Source organism: Pseudomonas cistanchae (genome assembly GCF_054483635.1).
On record NZ_JBTLWN010000001.1, the window covers coordinates 480,055 to 496,510 of the forward strand.

Consider the following 16,456-nt stretch of genomic DNA (forward strand, 5'->3'; position numbering starts at 1 on the left):
TGGGGCTTCCTTATTACGGGTACCGGCGCATCAGTCGCTATGCCTTGGCATAGTCGCGTGCGCCAAACAGGGCGGTGCCGATTCGCACCCAGGTTGCGCCTTCTGTAATGGCAGCTTCCAGGTCGTGGCTCATGCCCATGGACAGGGTGTCGAGATCGAGATTCAAGCCGGCTTGCAGGTCTCGCAGCCGGGCGAAGGCTGCGCGTTGCTCCAGTGGGTCGTCGGTTGGCTCGGGAATTGTCATCAATCCGCGCAGTTTCAGGTTAGGCAGTTGTGTTACGGCTTGTGCCAGTGCCAGCAGTTCGTCAGGGTGGCAGCCGGATTTGCTGGCCTCGCCGCTGACGTTTACCTGCAGGCATACGTTCAACGCAGGCAGGCCCGCGGGGCGTTGCGCACTGAGGCGTTCGGCCACCTTCAAGCGGTCCACCGAGTGGACCCAGTCGAAGTGCTCGGCAATCGGCTTGGTCTTGTTCGATTGAATGGGGCCGATGAAGTGCCAGATCAATGACAGATCGCTCAGCTCGCCCTGCTTGTCCAGGGCTTCCTGCAGGTAGTTTTCACCAAAATCGAACACCCCTGCGGCATGCGCTTCGCGAATGGCTTCGGCGGGTTTGGTTTTGCTCACCGCGAGCATGCCAATTGCCGCACAATCTCGCTGCGAGGCTTGCGCCGCCTCACGGATACGCGCACCGACCTTTGCAATATTCTCTGCTATCGTGGACATTACCTACGCTCTATAGCCCGGCCGTTCTGCGTTCGCGGCATTCTACCTGCTTCTCGCCATTAGGGAGTTCCATGGATATCACTGAGCTGCTTGCCTTCAGTGCCAAGCAAGGCGCGTCGGACCTGCACCTCTCTGCTGGTCTGCCGCCGATGATTCGGGTTGACGGCGATGTGCGCCGCATCAACTTGCCGGCCCTGGATCACAAGCAGGTGCATGCGCTGATCTACGACATCATGAACGACAAGCAGCGCAAGGATTTCGAAGAGTTTCTCGAAACCGACTTCTCGTTCGAGGTGCCGGGTGTGGCGCGCTTCCGGGTCAACGCGTTCAACCAGAACCGTGGCGCGGGTGCGGTATTCCGGACCATTCCCTCGAAAGTGCTGACCATGGAAGACCTCGGCATGGGTGAGGTGTTCCGCAAGATCACCGACGTGCCACGCGGTCTGGTGCTGGTCACCGGGCCGACCGGTTCGGGCAAGTCGACCACGCTCGCGGCGATGCTCGACTACCTCAATAGCACCAAATATCACCACATTCTGACCATCGAAGACCCGATCGAATTCGTTCACGAGTCGAAGAAGTGCCTGGTCAACCAGCGTGAAGTGCACCGCGATACCCTGGGCTTCTCCGAAGCGCTGCGTTCGGCCCTGCGGGAGGACCCGGACATCATCCTGGTCGGCGAGATGCGCGACCTGGAAACCATTCGCCTGGCACTCACTGCGGCGGAAACCGGTCACCTGGTGTTCGGTACGCTGCACACCACCTCGGCAGCCAAGACCATCGACCGGGTGGTCGACGTGTTCCCGGCCGAGGAGAAGTCCATGGTGCGCTCGATGCTTTCCGAATCCCTGCAGTCGGTTATCTCGCAGACCCTGCTGAAGAAGGTCGGCGGCGGTCGGGTCGCGGCTCACGAGATCATGATCGGTACGCCGGCCATTCGAAACCTGATCCGCGAAGACAAGGTCGCGCAGATGTATTCGGCGATTCAAACCGGTGGCTCGCTAGGGATGCAGACCCTCGACTCATGTTTGAAAACCTTGGTTTCCCGAGGCGTGGTGACCCGCGAAAACGCGCGGGAAAAATCCAAGAATCCGGAAAACTTCTAATTCGTCTCAGGCCTGCGGCAACGCCGGCCAAGACCCAGATCGCTGGCGAGACACGCGCCCCAGCAGCTGGTCCCAGGCTAAGCGCGTGATGGTGATGGGCGAGACAACGCATGGAATTTGAAAAACTGCTGCGCCTGATGGTCGAGAAGGGCGGCTCTGACCTGTTTATTACCGCCGGCGTGCCGCCGTCGATGAAGGTCAACGGCAAGATCATGCCGATCACCAAAAACCCCATGTCGCCCGAACAGACCCGGGAAACCGTGCACTCGGTGATGAACGAGCAGCAGCGCCGCGATTTCGCTGAAAACCACGAATGCAACTTCGCCATCAGCGCCCGTGGGGTCGGCCGTTTCCGCGTCAGTGCCTTCTACCAGCGCAACCTGGCGGGCATGGTGTTGCGCCGTATCGAAACCAACATTCCTACCCTGGACGACCTCAAGCTGCCGGAAGTGCTGAAGAAACTGGCCATGACCAAGCGCGGGCTGGTGCTGTTCGTCGGCGCGACCGGTACGGGTAAATCCACTTCGCTGGCGGCGATGATTGGCTATCGCAATAAGAACAGCAGCGGCCACATCATTTCCATCGAAGACCCGATCGAATATATCCACCAGCACCAAAGCTGCATCGTTACCCAGCGCGAAGTCGGTATCGACACCGAGTCGTTCGAGGTGGCGTTGAAGAACACGCTGCGTCAGGCGCCCGATGTGATCCTGATTGGCGAGGTGCGCACCCGCGAGACTATGGACCACGCCGTGGCCTTCGCCGAAACGGGCCACCTGTGCCTGGCCACACTGCACGCCAACAACGCCAACCAGGCGCTCGACCGGATTATCAACTTCTTCCCATCTGATCGTCAGAATCAGGTGTGGATGGACCTGTCGCTCAACCTCAAGGCCATCGTCGCGCAGCAGCTGATTCCCACTCCGGACGGTAAGGGTCGGCGAGCGGTCATCGAGGTGTTGATCAACACCCCATTGGCCGCTGACCTGATCCGCAAGGGCGAGGTGCACGAGCTCAAGGCACTGATGAAACGCTCCACCGAACTGGGCATGCAGACCTTCGATCAGGCGCTGTACAACCTCTACAGCCAGGGCGAAATCACCTATGAAGACGCGCTGTTGTATGCCGACTCGGCGAACGATTTGCGCCTGCTGATCAAGCTGGGTTCGGAAACCGACGGCGATCACCTGACTAGCATGGCGCAGGGACTGTCGCTGGAAATCAGCGAGGAAGATCCGGGTCGGCGTTTTCGCTGACTTTGTCGCCCGCCGTTCGCGCGGGCGCCTGATACTTGATGCTTTTACCCGTTTGCCGCGCGACGGCCTCCGCCTGGCCGTCGCGTTGCGCACCCGCTCTGGCCTGGCTCATCAGGCGTGGAATCAACGGCCCTTCGGGCAGGTTTTTCCAGAAACGCACGGGGAGGTTGGTTTCCATCACTGAACGATTGAGTCGCGCCGGATTGAATGTGCTGCCGTAATAGGCCAGCCACAGCGCTTCCCCCTGATCGTCGTCCTGCGCGCGCGCTAGCTGTTGCCAGTGGGGCGGGCAGGGTTGTTGGTACTGCATGCGCTGCCCATCCCAGTACATCCCATCGTCCGGCGTCGCGATCAGCCAGGAATGACGGCCCATGCGTTCGGCGAAGTGTTCCGAAGCGCTTTGGAGGATGTCGTGTGCGGGCTCGTGCCAGGCGACAAATTGAGGCGCGCCGAGCGCGAGATCACGCGGTTGGAAACGTAGAAACGCGTGCATATGGTGCGCTTCTCGACGCACTGCCTTGAGTCGCGTATGCAGCTCGCTGCCATCGATATCGCCCGGCAGCATGGCGGCGTGGTCGCCCTGAGCGACGCGCCAGAGGATCCGATAGAGCAGACTCCAGCGATCATGAACGCGAAAGCGCGCGGCGCTTTCCAGGAACTCGAGGAGTTGCCTGGGGACACGAGCTACGCTGCCGGGCTGGATTTGCGGCGCTTGGGCTTCGGCCTGATCGAACAGGCCGCCGGCATCGCCAGTGCCCAGCCAACTGATCTGATGGGGCGGCATCTTGCATTGCAGCATTTCCCGCGCCGCCTTTCGCCAGCCCGAGAAGCTGTTGTCGAAGTGCACGCAATGCATCACCACAACGGCATCTGCGCCGGTGTCTCGCTCAGTTGCTGGCGCAACAGCAGCGATTCCCGAGTGGCCTGCACGGGGCGGTAGTCCTGGGTGACGATAAAGGGTTTGGCTTTTTCCAGGGCGCAGCGCAGTCGACTGAGGTCATCGAAGCGAATGCGCTTCTGCCGGCGCAAATCCACCAGACGTTTTGCGCTGAGCACACCGATGCCAGGCACCCGGGCAATCAGGCTCGGTTCGGCGCGATTGAGGTCGACCGGAAAATGATCGCGATTATTCAGCGCCCAGGCCAGTTTGGGGTCGATATCCAGCGCCAGGTTGCCGGGGCCGCTGAGCAACTCGCTGGCATTGAAGCCGTAGCCGCGCATCAGGAAATCCGCCTGGTACAGGCGGTGTTCGCGCAATAAGGGCGGTGCCTCGAACGGCACGCTGGTCGGGCTGTGCGGGATGGGACTGAATGCGGAGTAATACACCCGACGGAGTCGGTAATTACCATACAGTGATTCGGCGGTGTGCAGGATGGTGCTGTCATCGGTGGCATCGGCGCCAACAATCATCTGGGTGCTTTGTCCGGCGGGAGCGAAGCGTGGTGAGCCCACCTCCTCGCGGGCTTCGCTTTCGCCTTGGTGGATCGAATGCATGGCCTGCTTGATGGTCACCACGGTCTTTTCCGGTGCCAGGCGGATCAGGCTGCTTTCGGTCGGCAGTTCGATGTTCACGCTGAGCCGATCGGCATAGCGGCCCGCTTCGGCAATCAGCAGCGGGTCGGCATCGGGAATGGTTTTCAAATGAATGTAGCCGCGAAATTCGTGCTCCTCGCGCAGCAGTTTCGCCACCCTTATCAACTGCTCCATGGTGTAGTCGGACGAGCGAATGATGCCGGAGCTGAGAAAGAGGCCACTGATGCAGTTGCGCTGATAGAAGTCGAGGGTCAGGGTTACCACTTCCTCTGGCGTAAAGCGGGCACGGGGCACGTCGCTGGAGCGGCGGTTGACGCAGTATTGGCAGTCGTACAGACAGAAATTGGTCAGCAAGACCTTGAGCAATGCCACGCAGCGTCCATCAGGGGTGAAGCTATGGCAAATGCCCATGCCATTGGTGGCGCCCAGGCCGGATTTTCCCCTGGAGCTGCGTTTGGGCGCGCCGCTGCTGGCGCAGGACACGTCGTACTTGGCCGCGTCAGCCAGGACGGTGAGCTTTTCAATCAGTTGCATGGTTGCGACCGCTATACTGTTTATGCATACAGTAAACGGTAATTGCGGCCGACCATCAAGGCTTTATTCGCGAGTGGTTGAAGGCTGCCGTTTCCCGTTCGGACATCCTCGCGTAGATTGCCCCCAGATGAATTCATGCCGCGGGAGGCAAGCGCTATGCAACAACGGGACACTCACAGCAAAGTTATTGGTTATCTCTTGTGGATTTTCGGTTTTCTCGGCGCGCACCGGTTCTACTACGGCAAACCTGTGACCGGTACTATCTGGTTTTTCACTCTCGGGCTGTTGTTTGTAGGCTGGATCATCGACCTGTTTTTGATTCCCGGTATGGACCGCGAGGCGGATCTGCGTTTCACCGCGGGCGAAACCGATTACAACGTCGCCTGGATCCTGCTGACGTTCCTTGGCATCTTTGGCGTGCACCGCATGTACCAGGGCAAATGGATCACCGGCATTCTCTATCTGTTCACTGGTGGCCTGTTTCTGGTGGGCGTGCTCTACGACTTCTGGACGTTGAATACCCAGGTATCAATCAAGAATGCCGAGCGCGCCTGAGGCGTCAGCATAAAAAAGCCCGCCAATTGGCGGGCTTTTTTATGCGAGGCCGACAGTCAACCTGAGAGGCCTCAAGCCTGGTAGCTGACGCGTCCGTCCACCAGTGTGTAGCGCACCGCGCCAGGCAGGCAGTGCCCGATAAACGGGCAGTTGGCGCCTTTGGAGTACCAGGTTTCACCGGCCAGGGTCGCTGCCTGAGGATCAAACAGCAGGATATCGGCGGGCGCGCCGACCTTCAGCCGGCCGGCTGGCAGGCGTAGCGCATCGGCGGGCCCGTTGCTTAAACGGGCCAGCAAGGTCGGCAGGTCAAGCAGGCCGTCCTGGACTAGGCTCATGGCCAACGGCAGAAGCAACTGCACGCTGCTGATGCCTGGCTCGGTTGCACCGAAGGGCGCCAGTTTGGCGTCGCGCTCATGGGGCTGGTGATGGCTGGATATGGCGCTGATCACGCCGCGCCTCACCGCTTCACGCAAGCCGTCGCGGTCGGCGCGGGTGCGCAATGGCGGCTGCACGTGATAAAGGCTGGAGAAGTCGATCAAGGCCTCGTCAGTGAGGATCAATTGATACAGCGCCACATCAGCTGTTACTGCCAGGCCCCGGGCCTGGGCCTCGGCAATCAGCTGAGCGCCGCGTGCGCTGGTCAGTTGGCTGAAGTGAGCGCGCACGCCGGTCTGTCCCACCAGCAGTAGATCACGGGCCAGTGCCACGGTTTCGGCGGTTTCCGGGATGCCCGGCAGACCGAGGAAGCTCGCGGTAGCACCTTCATGGGCCAGGCCGCCTTCGGCGAGGTCGTGATCCTGGGAGTGGAGGATCACCGTCAGATCGAAGGTGGCGGCGTATTCCATCGCGCGGCGCAGGGTGCGGTTGTTGCGGAACGTATGCAGGCCGTTGGCAAATGCCACGCAACCAGCGTCGCGCAAGGCAACCAGCTCGGCGAGTTGCTCGCCTTCGAGGCCTTTGCTCAGCGCCCCGATGGGAAAGACCTTGGTGTGCCCCGCCTCGCGCGCGCGATCCAGAATCAGCTCGGCGACGGCCGAGGTGTCCAGTACCGGCTTGGTAAAGGGCGGGCAGCACAGGCTGGTAACGCCCCCCGCCGCTGCGGCGAGGGTTTCGCTGGCGATGCTGCCCTTGCGGCTATAGCCCGGCTCGCGCAATGCGACGCTGAGGTCGACCAGCCCTGGAGCAGCCACCAGACCTTGCGCCGCAAGCGTCTGTTCTGCGCTGAAACCAGCAGGCGGCTGACCAATGGCTGCGACCTTGCCGTTTTCGATAAACAGGTCGGCAGCCTGATCGAATCCGCTGGCGGGGTCGATTACGCGGGCGCCGAGGATCGCGGTTCGCATCAGTTCTGCTCCTCGGAATTGAGTTGACGCTGGGCATTCTGCCCGCTCATCGCCATGGACAGCACGGCCATGCGCACGGCGATGCCGTAGGTAACCTGGTTGAGGATCACCGATTGCGGACCGTCCGCCACCGCGGATTCGATTTCCACCCCGCGATTGATCGGCCCTGGATGCATGACCAGCGCATCGGGTTTGGCCAGTTTCAGCCGCTGCTCGGTAAGGCCGAACAGGCGATAGAACTCGCCTTCGCTGGGTAGCAGCCCCCCCTGCATGCGCTCTTTCTGCAGGCGCAGCATGATGATCACGTCGACGTCCTTGAGCCCGGTTGCCAGGTCGCTGTAGACGCTGACGCCATATTGCTCGACCCCGGCCGGCAGCAGGGTTTTCGGCGCGATCAGGCGGATATCCGGGCAGCCCAGGGTCTTGAGTGCGAGCATGTTCGAGCGCGCGACCCGCGAGTGAAGGATGTCACCCACGATGGCCACCGAAAGGTTTTCGAAACTGCCCTTGTGCCGGCGGATGGTCAGCATATCGAGCATGCCCTGGGTCGGGTGGGCATGGCGACCATCGCCGCCATTGATGATCGCCAGGTTCGGGCACACGTGTTCGGCAATAAAGTGCGCGGCCCCGGAATCCGCATGGCGAACCACGAAGATATCGGCGGCCATGGCTTCAAGATTGCGCAAGGTATCGAACAGTGTCTCGCCCTTGCTGGTCGAGGAGGTGGATACGTTGAGGGTGATCACGTCCGCCGACAGCCGCTGGGCTGCCAGCTCGAAGGTGGTGCGGGTGCGAGTGGAGTTCTCGAAGAACACGTTGCACACCGTCCTGCCGCGCAGCAGCGGCACCTTCTTCACCGCACGGGCGCCGACTTCGAGAAAAGAGTCGGCGGTATCGAGGATTTCCGTCAGCAGCTCGCGCGGCAAACCATCGAGCGACAGGAAGTGGCGCAGCTGACCTTGGTCATTGAGTTGCAGCGGGCGCTTGGCATCCGACGGGGTCATGGCGATCATCTCAGCAGGTTTTCAAGAGGGCTGCACACGGTGATATTGCGTTGCAAGTGCCGACTAATTGCAGGGTCTCGCATCAGGCATTCACGCATTGCCTGGTTCATTCAACGCGGTCGTTACTCGCCCAGCGTCTGGATCTCGAGGGTCAGCGGTTCGGGGCCCGACAATTTTACCCGCTCATTGGCGGCCAGCGACAGGGTCGCTCCGACCACGTCCGGCCTGACCGGCAGTTCGCGGGCATTCAGGTCGAGTAGGCTGACCAGGGTCACGCTGGCGGGGCGGCCGTAGTCGAACAGCTCGTTGAGGGCCGCGCGAATGGTGCGTCCGCTCATCAGCACGTCATCGATCAGCACCAGGTGTTGGCCTTCGATCTCAAACGGCAGTTCGGACGGCTGCACTTGTGGGTGCAGGCCATTCTGGGTAAAGTCATCACGATAGAAGGACACATCGAGAATGCCCAGCGCATCGTCGCGGCCCAGGGCGTCCAGCAGCGCCTGCGCCACCCAGATGCCGCCGGTGCGAATACCGATGAAGCGCGGCTCGTCAATTTGCCGTTGATTGAGGTGACTGGTCAGCGCTGCAGCCATTTGCGGCAGCAGTTCCGTAGGATTGGGTAGGGTCATGACAAAACTCCGTAAATAGGCAAAACAGCACCCAAGCGCGCGGTCAGCAAGCGCTGTTTTCGCTTAACCAGCCTTCTAATAGCAGAGCCGCCGCCAGCGCATCGACCGGGCGTTCGCGGTAGCCGCTATTCTGCCCCTGCTGCAGGCGCTGGCCCTTCGCTTCGTAGGTAGTCAGGCGTTCGTCGTGGGTGTGTACCGGCAGGTTGAAGCGGCCATTCAAGCGGCGAGCGAATTTTTCCGCTCGCTCGCTCATTTCGCTCGCCGTACCATCCATGTTCAGCGGCAATCCCACCACGATCGCATCCGGTTGCCACTCGCGCACCAGCGCTTCGACTTTTTGCCAGTCGGGGACGCCATTCTGCGCTTTGAGGATGCACAGCTCGCGGGCCTGACCGGTAATCACCTGGCCGACGGCCACACCGATCTGCTTGCTGCCGTAGTCGAAGCCGAGCAATAGCCGTAAGGGTTTGGTCTCCATCAGGCGTGGCCGACTTGCGAGGTCAGCAGGCTGAGGTTAACGCCCAGCCGTGCGGCTGCTGCATTCAGGCGCTGGTCAAATGGCAGGTCGAACAGGATGTCGGGTGCGGCCGGGCAGGTCAGCCAGGTGTTCTCGCTCAGTTCGCTTTCCAGCTGGCCGGCTTCCCATCCCGCATAACCCAGGGTGATCAGGTATTTCTCCGGGCCGCTGCCGTCCGCGATGGCGAACAGCACATCTTGTGAGGTCGATAGCGCGAGGTCGCCCAGTGCCAGAGTCGCCTGAAATTGCGGGCCTGCAGGGTGAAGCACGAAACCCCGGTCGGTCTGCACCGGGCCGCCGGAGAAGATCGGCAAGCCCTGGCAGATAACCGGCGGGTCTTCATCAGGGCGCAGTTGCTCAAGCACATCGGCGAGATTGAGACCGTTGGGCCTATTGATGATCAGGCCCATGGCGCCTTGCGCGTTGTGCTCGACCAGGTAGGTCACGGTGTGCGCAAAGTTCGGATCGGCCATATGCGGCATGGCAATCAGAAAATGCTGGGAGAGATAGCTGGGGCTGTTGGCTTTCATGGGCGTTAGTTTCAGCCTTCGGGCTAGCAGCTTCAAGCGTCACGCGCTCCGCTGCGGGAAATAGCGCCGGAGCGTCAGTTGCTCGACAGTCGATCGCCGCGCTCGAAGCGCCAGGTGCGGATGATTTCCAGGCGGTCGACATCAGCCAGGTCGCCGGTGAATGGGGCGAACGGGGCCGCCAGTCGAACGATACGCAGCGCCGCCTGGTCCAGCAGGCGGTGGCCGGACGACTCCAGCACCTGCACTTCGTAGAGCGTGCCATCACGGTTGATCGATACCAACAGGCGCAGGCTGCCGTAGATCTGCTGGCGGCGCGCGTCGTCGGGATAATTGAGGTTACCGATCCGCTCGACTTTCTTGCGCCACTCATCCTTATACCAGGCGCCCTTGTCGCGCATCGTCGAGGCGGCATTGAGGCGATGGATTTTCGGGCGTTTGGCGTATTGCTGGATGTCTCGTGCCAACTCGGCTTCCAGGCTGGCGATCTCCGAAGACAGCTGCGCGCTATCGAATACCGGCGCGGGTGGCGTTTCCGGGACGGGCTTGCTGTCTTCACGCTTGATCGGCGTTTTCTGCGGCTGCGGCTTGCGCGTCGCGACTGCGGCCTTTGGTGCTTCCTCGCGGGCTACCGGCTGCTGCGGGGAGGCGGGCGGAATTACCTGATTGACTTGCGTGTCCTGGAACGTCGCCTGTTCGTTAGTGGTCGGGGCCGCCTTGTGTTCAAGGGTGCCGCTGCCCTGTTGGTTGTCCTGGGCCAGGAAGTCCGCCTCTTTGGGTTTTTCCTCGCTCTTGAACGTCGACAGGGTGATTTCCAGGGTCTTGCTGATCTGGCTTGGCTCGGCCAGGGTAAAGCCGAGGCCAAGGATGACCGCGGCATGCAGCACGGCGGCGATGAACAGGGTAAAGCCCAGCCTATCCTCCGGTCGAACGGTGGCGGAGGGGGTAGCGGCGGGCGGGTTTGCGGCTGCGTTCATCGCGTTTCGGTCGGCTCAGGTTGCCGCGCAGTCTGCCGAGGGCGCATGTAAAAGTCTATGAAGCACTGCGCGCATTGAGCTTCTCGGCGATTTTGTCCATCAGTCGTTCGCCGATCCGGGTATCGAACGCGGCGTCGATCTCGCGAATGCAGGTCGGGCTCGTGACGTTGATCTCGGTCAGGTGCTCACCAATAACATCGAGGCCAACGAACAGGAGGCCTTTTTCACGCAGCACCGGGCCTACCGCAGCGGCAATTTCCCGGTCGCGTTCGGTCAGCGGTCGCGCTTCGCCACGCCCGCCAGCCGCCAGGTTGCCACGGGTCTCGCCTGCGGCGGGGATGCGCGCTAGGCAATAGGGAATGGGTTCGCCATCTATCATCAGAATGCGCTTGTCGCCGTCGACGATTGCCGGCAGATAGCCCTGCGCCATGATTTGCTGGCTGCCGAAGGCAGTAAGCGTCTCGAGAATCACGGACAGATTGGGATCGCCTTCGCGGTGGCGAAATATCGACGAACCGCCCATGCCATCCAGGGGTTTGAGAATGATGTCACGCTGTTGTTTGGCAAACTCGCGCAGAATGTCCGGCCGGCGACTCACCAGGGTTGGTGGGGTGTATTGAGGAAACTGGGTCGCGAAGAATTTTTCATTGCAGTCGCGTAGGCTTTGTGGGCGATTGACCACCAGAACGCCAGCCTGCTCGGCTTGTTCCAGCAGATAAGTTGAGTAAACGAATTCATTGTCGAAGGGCGGATCCTTGCGCATCAGGATCACGTCGAGGTGTGTGAGTGCGACGTCCTGCTCCCTGCCCAGCTCGAACCAGTTCTGTGAGTCATTGAAAACGGTTAACGGACTCATGCGGGCGCGGGCTTCACCCTTCGCCTGGTACAGGTCCTTCTGTTCCATGTAGAACAGTGACCAACCGTGTGACTGCGCAGCCAGTAACATGGCCAGCGAGCTGTCCTTTTTAAAGGCGATCTGGGCGATGGGGTCCATGACAATGCCAAGACGGACGCTCATTGATGATTCTCCATGACGGGTAACGGCTAAGATGACGATTCTAGCCTCTGGCGCCAGGGTGGCGCTGGAGGGCGGGACGGTCAAGAAAAACCCCGTACTTCGGGGGCTTATAGATTGCATCTAGAGAGTGTGCTAAAAAGGCCCGACGATTGGGTTGCAGCCCGTCGGTGGCAGGGCCTCAGGCGCACTGATTAAGACGCAGAAAAATAACGACTCACCGAGGCGATGGTAGGGCAAACATGGAACAGCATTCCGAGGGTTTGAGGGTGATGGTGATTGACGATTCGAAAACGATTCGTCGCACCGCAGAAACCCTACTGAAGAAGGTGGGCTGCGAGGTAATTACCGCAGTAGATGGCTTCGATGCTTTGGCAAAGATCGCCGATACCCATCCAAATATCATTTTTGTCGACATCATGATGCCGAGGCTCGATGGCTATCAGACCTGTGCCCTGATCAAGAATAACAGTGCTTTCAAATCCACCCCGGTGATCATGCTGTCCTCCAAGGACGGTTTGTTCGATAAGGCCAAAGGCCGAATCGTAGGCTCTGACCAGTACCTGACCAAGCCCTTCAGCAAGGAAGAGCTGCTCGGTGCTATCAAGGCTCATGTGCCAGACTTCACTCCGGTGGAACAAGCATCCTGACGTCCGGCTGACAGCCTTAGACGCCGCTTTTTGTATTGGGAAACACCATGGCTCGAATTCTGATTGTTGATGACTCTCCGACTGAAATGTACAAGCTGACCGCCATGCTGGAAAAGCATGGGCATCAGGTACTTAAAGCCGAAAATGGCGCCGATGGCGTAGCCCTCGCCCGTCAGGAAAAGCCTGATGCGGTCCTGATGGACATCGTCATGCCCGGTCTCAACGGGTTTCAGGCGACTCGTCAACTGACCAAGGACGCCGATACCAGCCACATCCCGGTGATTATCGTGACCACCAAGGATCAAGAGACCGACAAGGTATGGGGCAAGCGCCAAGGTGCGAAGGATTACCTGACCAAGCCGGTTGACGAAGACACGCTGCTGAAAACCCTGAATGCAGTGTTGGCCGGTTGATAGCCGCGCCAGCATGCAAATGAAACTATAAAAAGAAGGCTGCGGTTGGCATGTCGGAAGCCCGTACACCTTTTCAAACTCTTCTCGAAATCGACCGGCTATGTCGGTCGCTTGCGGCTGGCCTGCCTTCGCAAAAAGCGATGGTGCAGACCTGGAGCGGCATTGGTTTCCGTATGGGTGAGCGTTTTTTCGTGGCACCGATGGGTGAGGTCGGTGAGGTGTTGCACGAGCCCCGCCATACCCTTTTGCCTGGCGTAAAGAGCTGGGTCAAGGGCGTAGCGAACGTTCGCGGACGTTTACTCCCGGTAATGGATTTGTGTGGTTTTTTTGGCAATGACTTATCGCCGCTACGCAAACAAAGGCGAGTGCTGGTGGTTGATCACCAGGAAGTGTTCGCCGGACTGACGGTAGATGAAGTATTCGGGATGCAGCATTTTCCGGTGGATACATTCTCGGAACAGCTGCCACCCTTGGAGGCATCTATTCAGCCTTTTATCCACGGCGTTTTTCAGCGCGAGCAGCCCTGGTTGGTGTTCAGCCCACACGAGTTGGCTAAGCATCAGGGGTTTCTCGATGTGGCGATTTAACAATTTTTCGGTGGGGTCGGCATTGCCGGCCTTTTGACGTTACATGGAAACCGTAGTGCGGTCGGTCCAGGCGGGGGCCAGATAATGAAAAAACTAAATGCAAGTAACCTACTCGCGGGAACGCGCAGTAGTACGTTGATCGCCGGGCTGTTTATCGTCCTGATCGTTTCCATCGTGCTGCTGTTCGCGAACTTCGCCTATATCAACACGCAGTCCAACTACGACACTGAATACATCAGTCACTCCGGTGAGCTGCGTGTTCTGTCTCAGCGTATCGCCAAGAACGCCACCGAAGCGGCTGCAGGTACATCCGAGGCGTTTGGTTTGCTGCGTGACGCGCGCAACGACTTCCAAACCCGCTGGGGCTACCTGACCGAAGGTCACGAAGAAAGCGGCGTTCCGCCTGCACCGGAGTCTGTGCAAGCGCAGATGGCCGCCGTGCAGCAAGACTGGGATAGCTTGCGGCAGAACACGGACGCGATTCTGGCTAGTGAACAGACCATTCTGTCCCTGCACCAAGTAGCGGCGACGTTGGCGGAAACCATTCCGCAGCTGCAGGTCGAGTACGAAGAAGTGGTCGACATTCTTCTGGAAAGCGGCGCGCCGGCTGCCCAGGTATCGGTTGCTCAGCGCCAGTCGCTGCTGGCAGAACGTATTCTCGGCTCGGTAAACAAGGTGTTGGCCGGTGACGATGATTCGGTGCAGGCGGCCGACATGTTCGGTCGCGATGCCAGCCTGTTCGGCCGCGTACTCAGTGCGATGCTGGAAGGCAACGCCGCGATGGAAATTTCCCAGGTGACGGATGAAGAGGCGCTTGAGCGTCTCGCGGAAATTTCCGAGCTGTTTGAATTCGTTTCCGGTTCGGTGGACGAAATTCTCGAAACCTCGCCTGAGTTGTTCCAGGTACGTGAATCGGCGAACGGCATTTTCACCGTATCGCAGACCCTGTTGGACAAAGCGTCCGATCTCGCCGCGGGCTTCGAAGACCTGGCTGACGGCCGTGCGATCAACACCCTCGCAGGCTACGTCCTGGGTATTTTGGCTCTCGCCTCGATCATCCTGATCGGTATCGTGATGGTGCGGGAAACCAACCGTCGTCTGGCTGAGACCGCCGAGAAGAACGAACGTAACCAGGCCGCGATTCTGCGATTGCTCGACGAAATCGCCGACCTCGCGGACGGTGACCTGACGGTAGCGGCGACGGTAACCGAGGACTTCACCGGTGCCATTGCGGACTCCATCAACTACTCCATCGACCAGCTGCGTGATCTGGTAGCCACGATCAACCTGACCGCCGTTCAGGTAGCCGGTGCTGCCCAGGAAACCCAGGCCACGGCGATGCACCTGGCTGAAGCTTCCGAGCACCAGGCCCAGGAAATTGCCGGTGCTTCGGCGGCAATCAACGAAATGGCCGTGTCGATTGACCAGGTATCGGCGAACGCCTCGGAGTCCTCCGCGGTAGCGGAACGTTCCGTAGCCATCGCCAACAAGGGTAACGAAGTCGTACACAACACCATCACCGGCATGGATAACATCCGTGAGCAGATCCAGGACACCTCGAAGCGGATCAAGCGCCTCGGTGAATCGTCGCAGGAGATCGGTGACATCGTTAGCCTGATTAACGACATTGCTGACCAGACCAACATCCTCGCACTGAACGCAGCGATCCAGGCCTCCATGGCCGGTGACGCGGGCCGAGGCTTCGCCGTGGTAGCGGATGAGGTACAGCGCCTCGCAGAGCGTTCCTCGGCAGCAACCAAGCAGATCGAGGCGCTGGTTAAAACGATTCAGACCGACACCAACGAAGCGGTTATCTCCATGGAGCAGACCACTTCCGAAGTAGTGCGCGGTGCACGCCTGGCGCAGGACGCCGGTGTGGCACTGGAGGAGATTGAGAAGGTATCCAAGACCCTCGCGGCCTTGATCCAGAACATTTCCAACGCAGCGCGTCAGCAGGCTTCTTCCGCTGGCCACATCTCCAACACCATGAACGTGATTCAGGAGATCACCTCGCAGACCTCGTCCGGTACCACGGCCACCGCCAAGAGCATTGGTAACCTGGCCAAGATGGCCAGTGAGATGCGTAAGTCGGTTTCCGACTTTACCTTGCCGGACGCCGGGGACCAGGCCTGAGCAGGCGCGGCGCAGTGACCTGAAAGGGCCACTGCATGCACCTTATGGCCATGAGCGAGAGTCACGACATGCAGTCAGGCGTCTGGGCCTTGCAACCTGTGGCGGACATGTCCGCCGCGGAGTTTCGCAACTGGCAGACGTTGCTCGAAGAGCGTACCGGCGTTGTGGTTAGCGAGCAGCGTCGGGCCTTTTTGCAGACCAATCTGACTGCGCGGATGCGCGAATTGGGTGTGGTCGATTACGCCAGCTATTACAAACAGGTCACCGACGGTCCTCGTGGTGCCGTCGAGTGGTCGACATTGCTGGATCGCCTGACCGTACAGGAAACGCGTTTTTTTCGGCACCGGCCCTCATTCGAAGTGCTTGAGCGCTACTTGCATGAGCGGTTAGCGCAGGGCATGGATCGACCCTGGGAGTTCTGGAGTGTGGGTTGCTCCAGCGGTGAAGAACCCTACTCGCTGGCGATCTGTGCGGCGGAGGTGTTGCGCGACACTGAGCAGCCCGCGAATTTTGGTGTGACCGGTACCGACATCAGTCTCAACGCGTTGAGCAAGGCGCGGGATGGGCAGTATGCGTCGCGCAAGCTGGATCAGATGGATGCCGACTTGTGCCAGCGTTACTTTCTGGCGCAATCCGATGGTCGTTTAAAAGTCATTCCGAGCCTGGCGGCCCGTGTGTGCTGCGCCAAGCTCAACGTACTGGAACTGGCCAAGGCGCCGATGTCTGGTATGGACGTTATTTTTTGTCAGAACTTGCTGATTTATTTTCGTCGCTGGCGCCGCCGCGAGATCCTCAACCGCCTGGCCGAGCGCCTGGCACCGGGTGGTCTGTTGGTGGTCGGGGTTGGTGAGGTAATCGGTTGGCAGCATCCGGAGCTGGTTCCGGTGGCCGACGAGCGAGTGCTGGCGTTTACCCGCAAGGGATAAGGCAGAAGAGCCAAGTTTATGAGTGGA

18 protein-coding genes are annotated in these 16,456 nt (G+C 60.0%); 8 read left to right on the plus strand and 10 right to left on the minus strand.

From position 1 onward, the window contains the following. Positions 1–37: 37 nt before the first annotated feature. The gene (locus ACX0MV_RS02220; RefSeq protein WP_458980864.1) at positions 38–724 is read right to left on the minus strand and encodes a YggS family pyridoxal phosphate-dependent enzyme; all 687 of its coding nucleotides are present in this window, start codon (positions 722–724) and stop codon (positions 38–40) included. A gap of 71 nt (positions 725–795) precedes the next feature. On the opposite strand from ACX0MV_RS02220, the gene pilT reads away from it, so the two are divergent. Then, positions 796–1,830, plus strand: coding sequence for a type IV pilus twitching motility protein PilT (gene pilT, locus ACX0MV_RS02225; RefSeq protein ID WP_458980865.1), 1,035 nt, complete (start codon positions 796–798; stop codon positions 1,828–1,830). A gap of 110 nt (positions 1,831–1,940) precedes the next feature. Further along, on the plus strand, positions 1,941–3,086 hold the full coding sequence (locus ACX0MV_RS02230) for a PilT/PilU family type 4a pilus ATPase (protein WP_458980866.1): 1,146 nt from the start codon (positions 1,941–1,943) through the stop codon (positions 3,084–3,086). Here ACX0MV_RS02230 and ACX0MV_RS02235 read toward each other — a convergent pair. Both ACX0MV_RS02235 and ACX0MV_RS02240 read right to left on the minus strand, forming a co-directional pair. After that, entirely contained in the window at positions 3,052–3,942 is an 891-nt protein-coding gene (locus ACX0MV_RS02235) for a TIGR03915 family putative DNA repair protein (protein WP_458981739.1), read from the minus strand. The genes ACX0MV_RS02230 and ACX0MV_RS02235 overlap by 35 nt on opposite strands. After that, a complete protein-coding gene (locus ACX0MV_RS02240) occupies positions 3,942–5,153 on the minus strand; it encodes a putative DNA modification/repair radical SAM protein (RefSeq protein ID WP_458980867.1) in 1,212 nt (403 codons plus the stop codon). The genes ACX0MV_RS02235 and ACX0MV_RS02240 overlap by 1 nt, the downstream gene beginning before the upstream one ends. 156 nt (positions 5,154–5,309) lie before the next feature. Here ACX0MV_RS02240 and ACX0MV_RS02245 point away from each other — a divergent pair, with 156 nt between their 5' ends. Further along, positions 5,310–5,708 carry an NINE protein gene (locus ACX0MV_RS02245; protein WP_458980868.1) on the plus strand — a complete coding sequence of 133 codons (399 nt, stop codon included), beginning with the start codon at positions 5,310–5,312 and terminating at the stop codon, positions 5,706–5,708. Between the two features lie 71 nt (positions 5,709–5,779). Here ACX0MV_RS02245 and ACX0MV_RS02250 read toward each other — a convergent pair whose 3' ends face one another. The 7 genes from ACX0MV_RS02250 to gshB all read right to left on the minus strand — a co-directional run bounded on the left by ACX0MV_RS02250 (position 5,780) and on the right by gshB (position 11,723). Next, positions 5,780–7,051, minus strand: a complete 1,272-nt coding sequence (locus tag ACX0MV_RS02250) for a dihydroorotase (protein WP_458980869.1) — start codon at positions 7,049–7,051, stop codon at positions 5,780–5,782. Further along, positions 7,051–8,055, minus strand: a complete 1,005-nt coding sequence (locus tag ACX0MV_RS02255) for an aspartate carbamoyltransferase catalytic subunit (RefSeq protein ID WP_458980870.1) — start codon at positions 8,053–8,055, stop codon at positions 7,051–7,053. Before ACX0MV_RS02255 ends, ACX0MV_RS02250 begins: the two co-directional genes overlap by 1 nt. A 122-nt stretch (positions 8,056–8,177) precedes the next feature. Then, complete coding sequence (gene pyrR, locus ACX0MV_RS02260; RefSeq protein WP_458980871.1) at positions 8,178–8,684, minus strand: bifunctional pyr operon transcriptional regulator/uracil phosphoribosyltransferase PyrR; 507 nt, start codon at positions 8,682–8,684, stop codon at positions 8,178–8,180. 43 nt (positions 8,685–8,727) lie between these two features. Then, positions 8,728–9,162: a Holliday junction resolvase RuvX gene (gene ruvX, locus ACX0MV_RS02265; RefSeq protein ID WP_458980872.1), complete on the minus strand. Its 435-nt coding sequence runs from the start codon at positions 9,160–9,162 to the stop codon at positions 8,728–8,730. Next, entirely contained in the window at positions 9,162–9,731 is a 570-nt protein-coding gene (locus ACX0MV_RS02270) for a YqgE/AlgH family protein (RefSeq protein WP_458980873.1), read from the minus strand. Before ACX0MV_RS02270 ends, ruvX begins: the two co-directional genes overlap by 1 nt. A 74-nt stretch (positions 9,732–9,805) precedes the next feature. Next, complete coding sequence (locus ACX0MV_RS02275; RefSeq protein WP_458980874.1) at positions 9,806–10,705, minus strand: energy transducer TonB; 900 nt, start codon at positions 10,703–10,705, stop codon at positions 9,806–9,808. A gap of 55 nt (positions 10,706–10,760) precedes the next feature. Next, positions 10,761–11,723 carry a glutathione synthase gene (gene gshB, locus ACX0MV_RS02280; protein WP_458980875.1) on the minus strand — a complete coding sequence of 321 codons (963 nt, stop codon included), beginning with the start codon at positions 11,721–11,723 and terminating at the stop codon, positions 10,761–10,763. Positions 11,724–11,962: 239 nt separating this feature from the next. Between gshB and pilG the strand changes: the two genes are divergently transcribed. From pilG to ACX0MV_RS02305, 5 genes are all read left to right on the plus strand, one after another. Then, positions 11,963–12,370, plus strand: a complete 408-nt coding sequence (gene pilG, locus ACX0MV_RS02285; protein WP_108094981.1) for a twitching motility response regulator PilG — start codon at positions 11,963–11,965, stop codon at positions 12,368–12,370. Between the two features lie 47 nt (positions 12,371–12,417). Continuing rightward, positions 12,418–12,783, plus strand: coding sequence for a twitching motility response regulator PilH (gene pilH, locus ACX0MV_RS02290; RefSeq protein WP_428591784.1), 366 nt, complete (start codon positions 12,418–12,420; stop codon positions 12,781–12,783). Between the two features lie 50 nt (positions 12,784–12,833). Further along, positions 12,834–13,370, plus strand: a complete 537-nt coding sequence (locus tag ACX0MV_RS02295) for a chemotaxis protein CheW (protein ID WP_458980876.1) — start codon at positions 12,834–12,836, stop codon at positions 13,368–13,370. Between the two features lie 84 nt (positions 13,371–13,454). Continuing rightward, complete coding sequence (locus ACX0MV_RS02300; RefSeq protein WP_458980877.1) at positions 13,455–15,503, plus strand: methyl-accepting chemotaxis protein; 2,049 nt, start codon at positions 13,455–13,457, stop codon at positions 15,501–15,503. Between the two features lie 68 nt (positions 15,504–15,571). Beyond that, positions 15,572–16,429, plus strand: coding sequence for a protein-glutamate O-methyltransferase (locus tag ACX0MV_RS02305; RefSeq protein ID WP_458981740.1), 858 nt, complete (start codon positions 15,572–15,574; stop codon positions 16,427–16,429). The last annotated feature ends 27 nt before the right edge of the window (positions 16,430–16,456 follow it).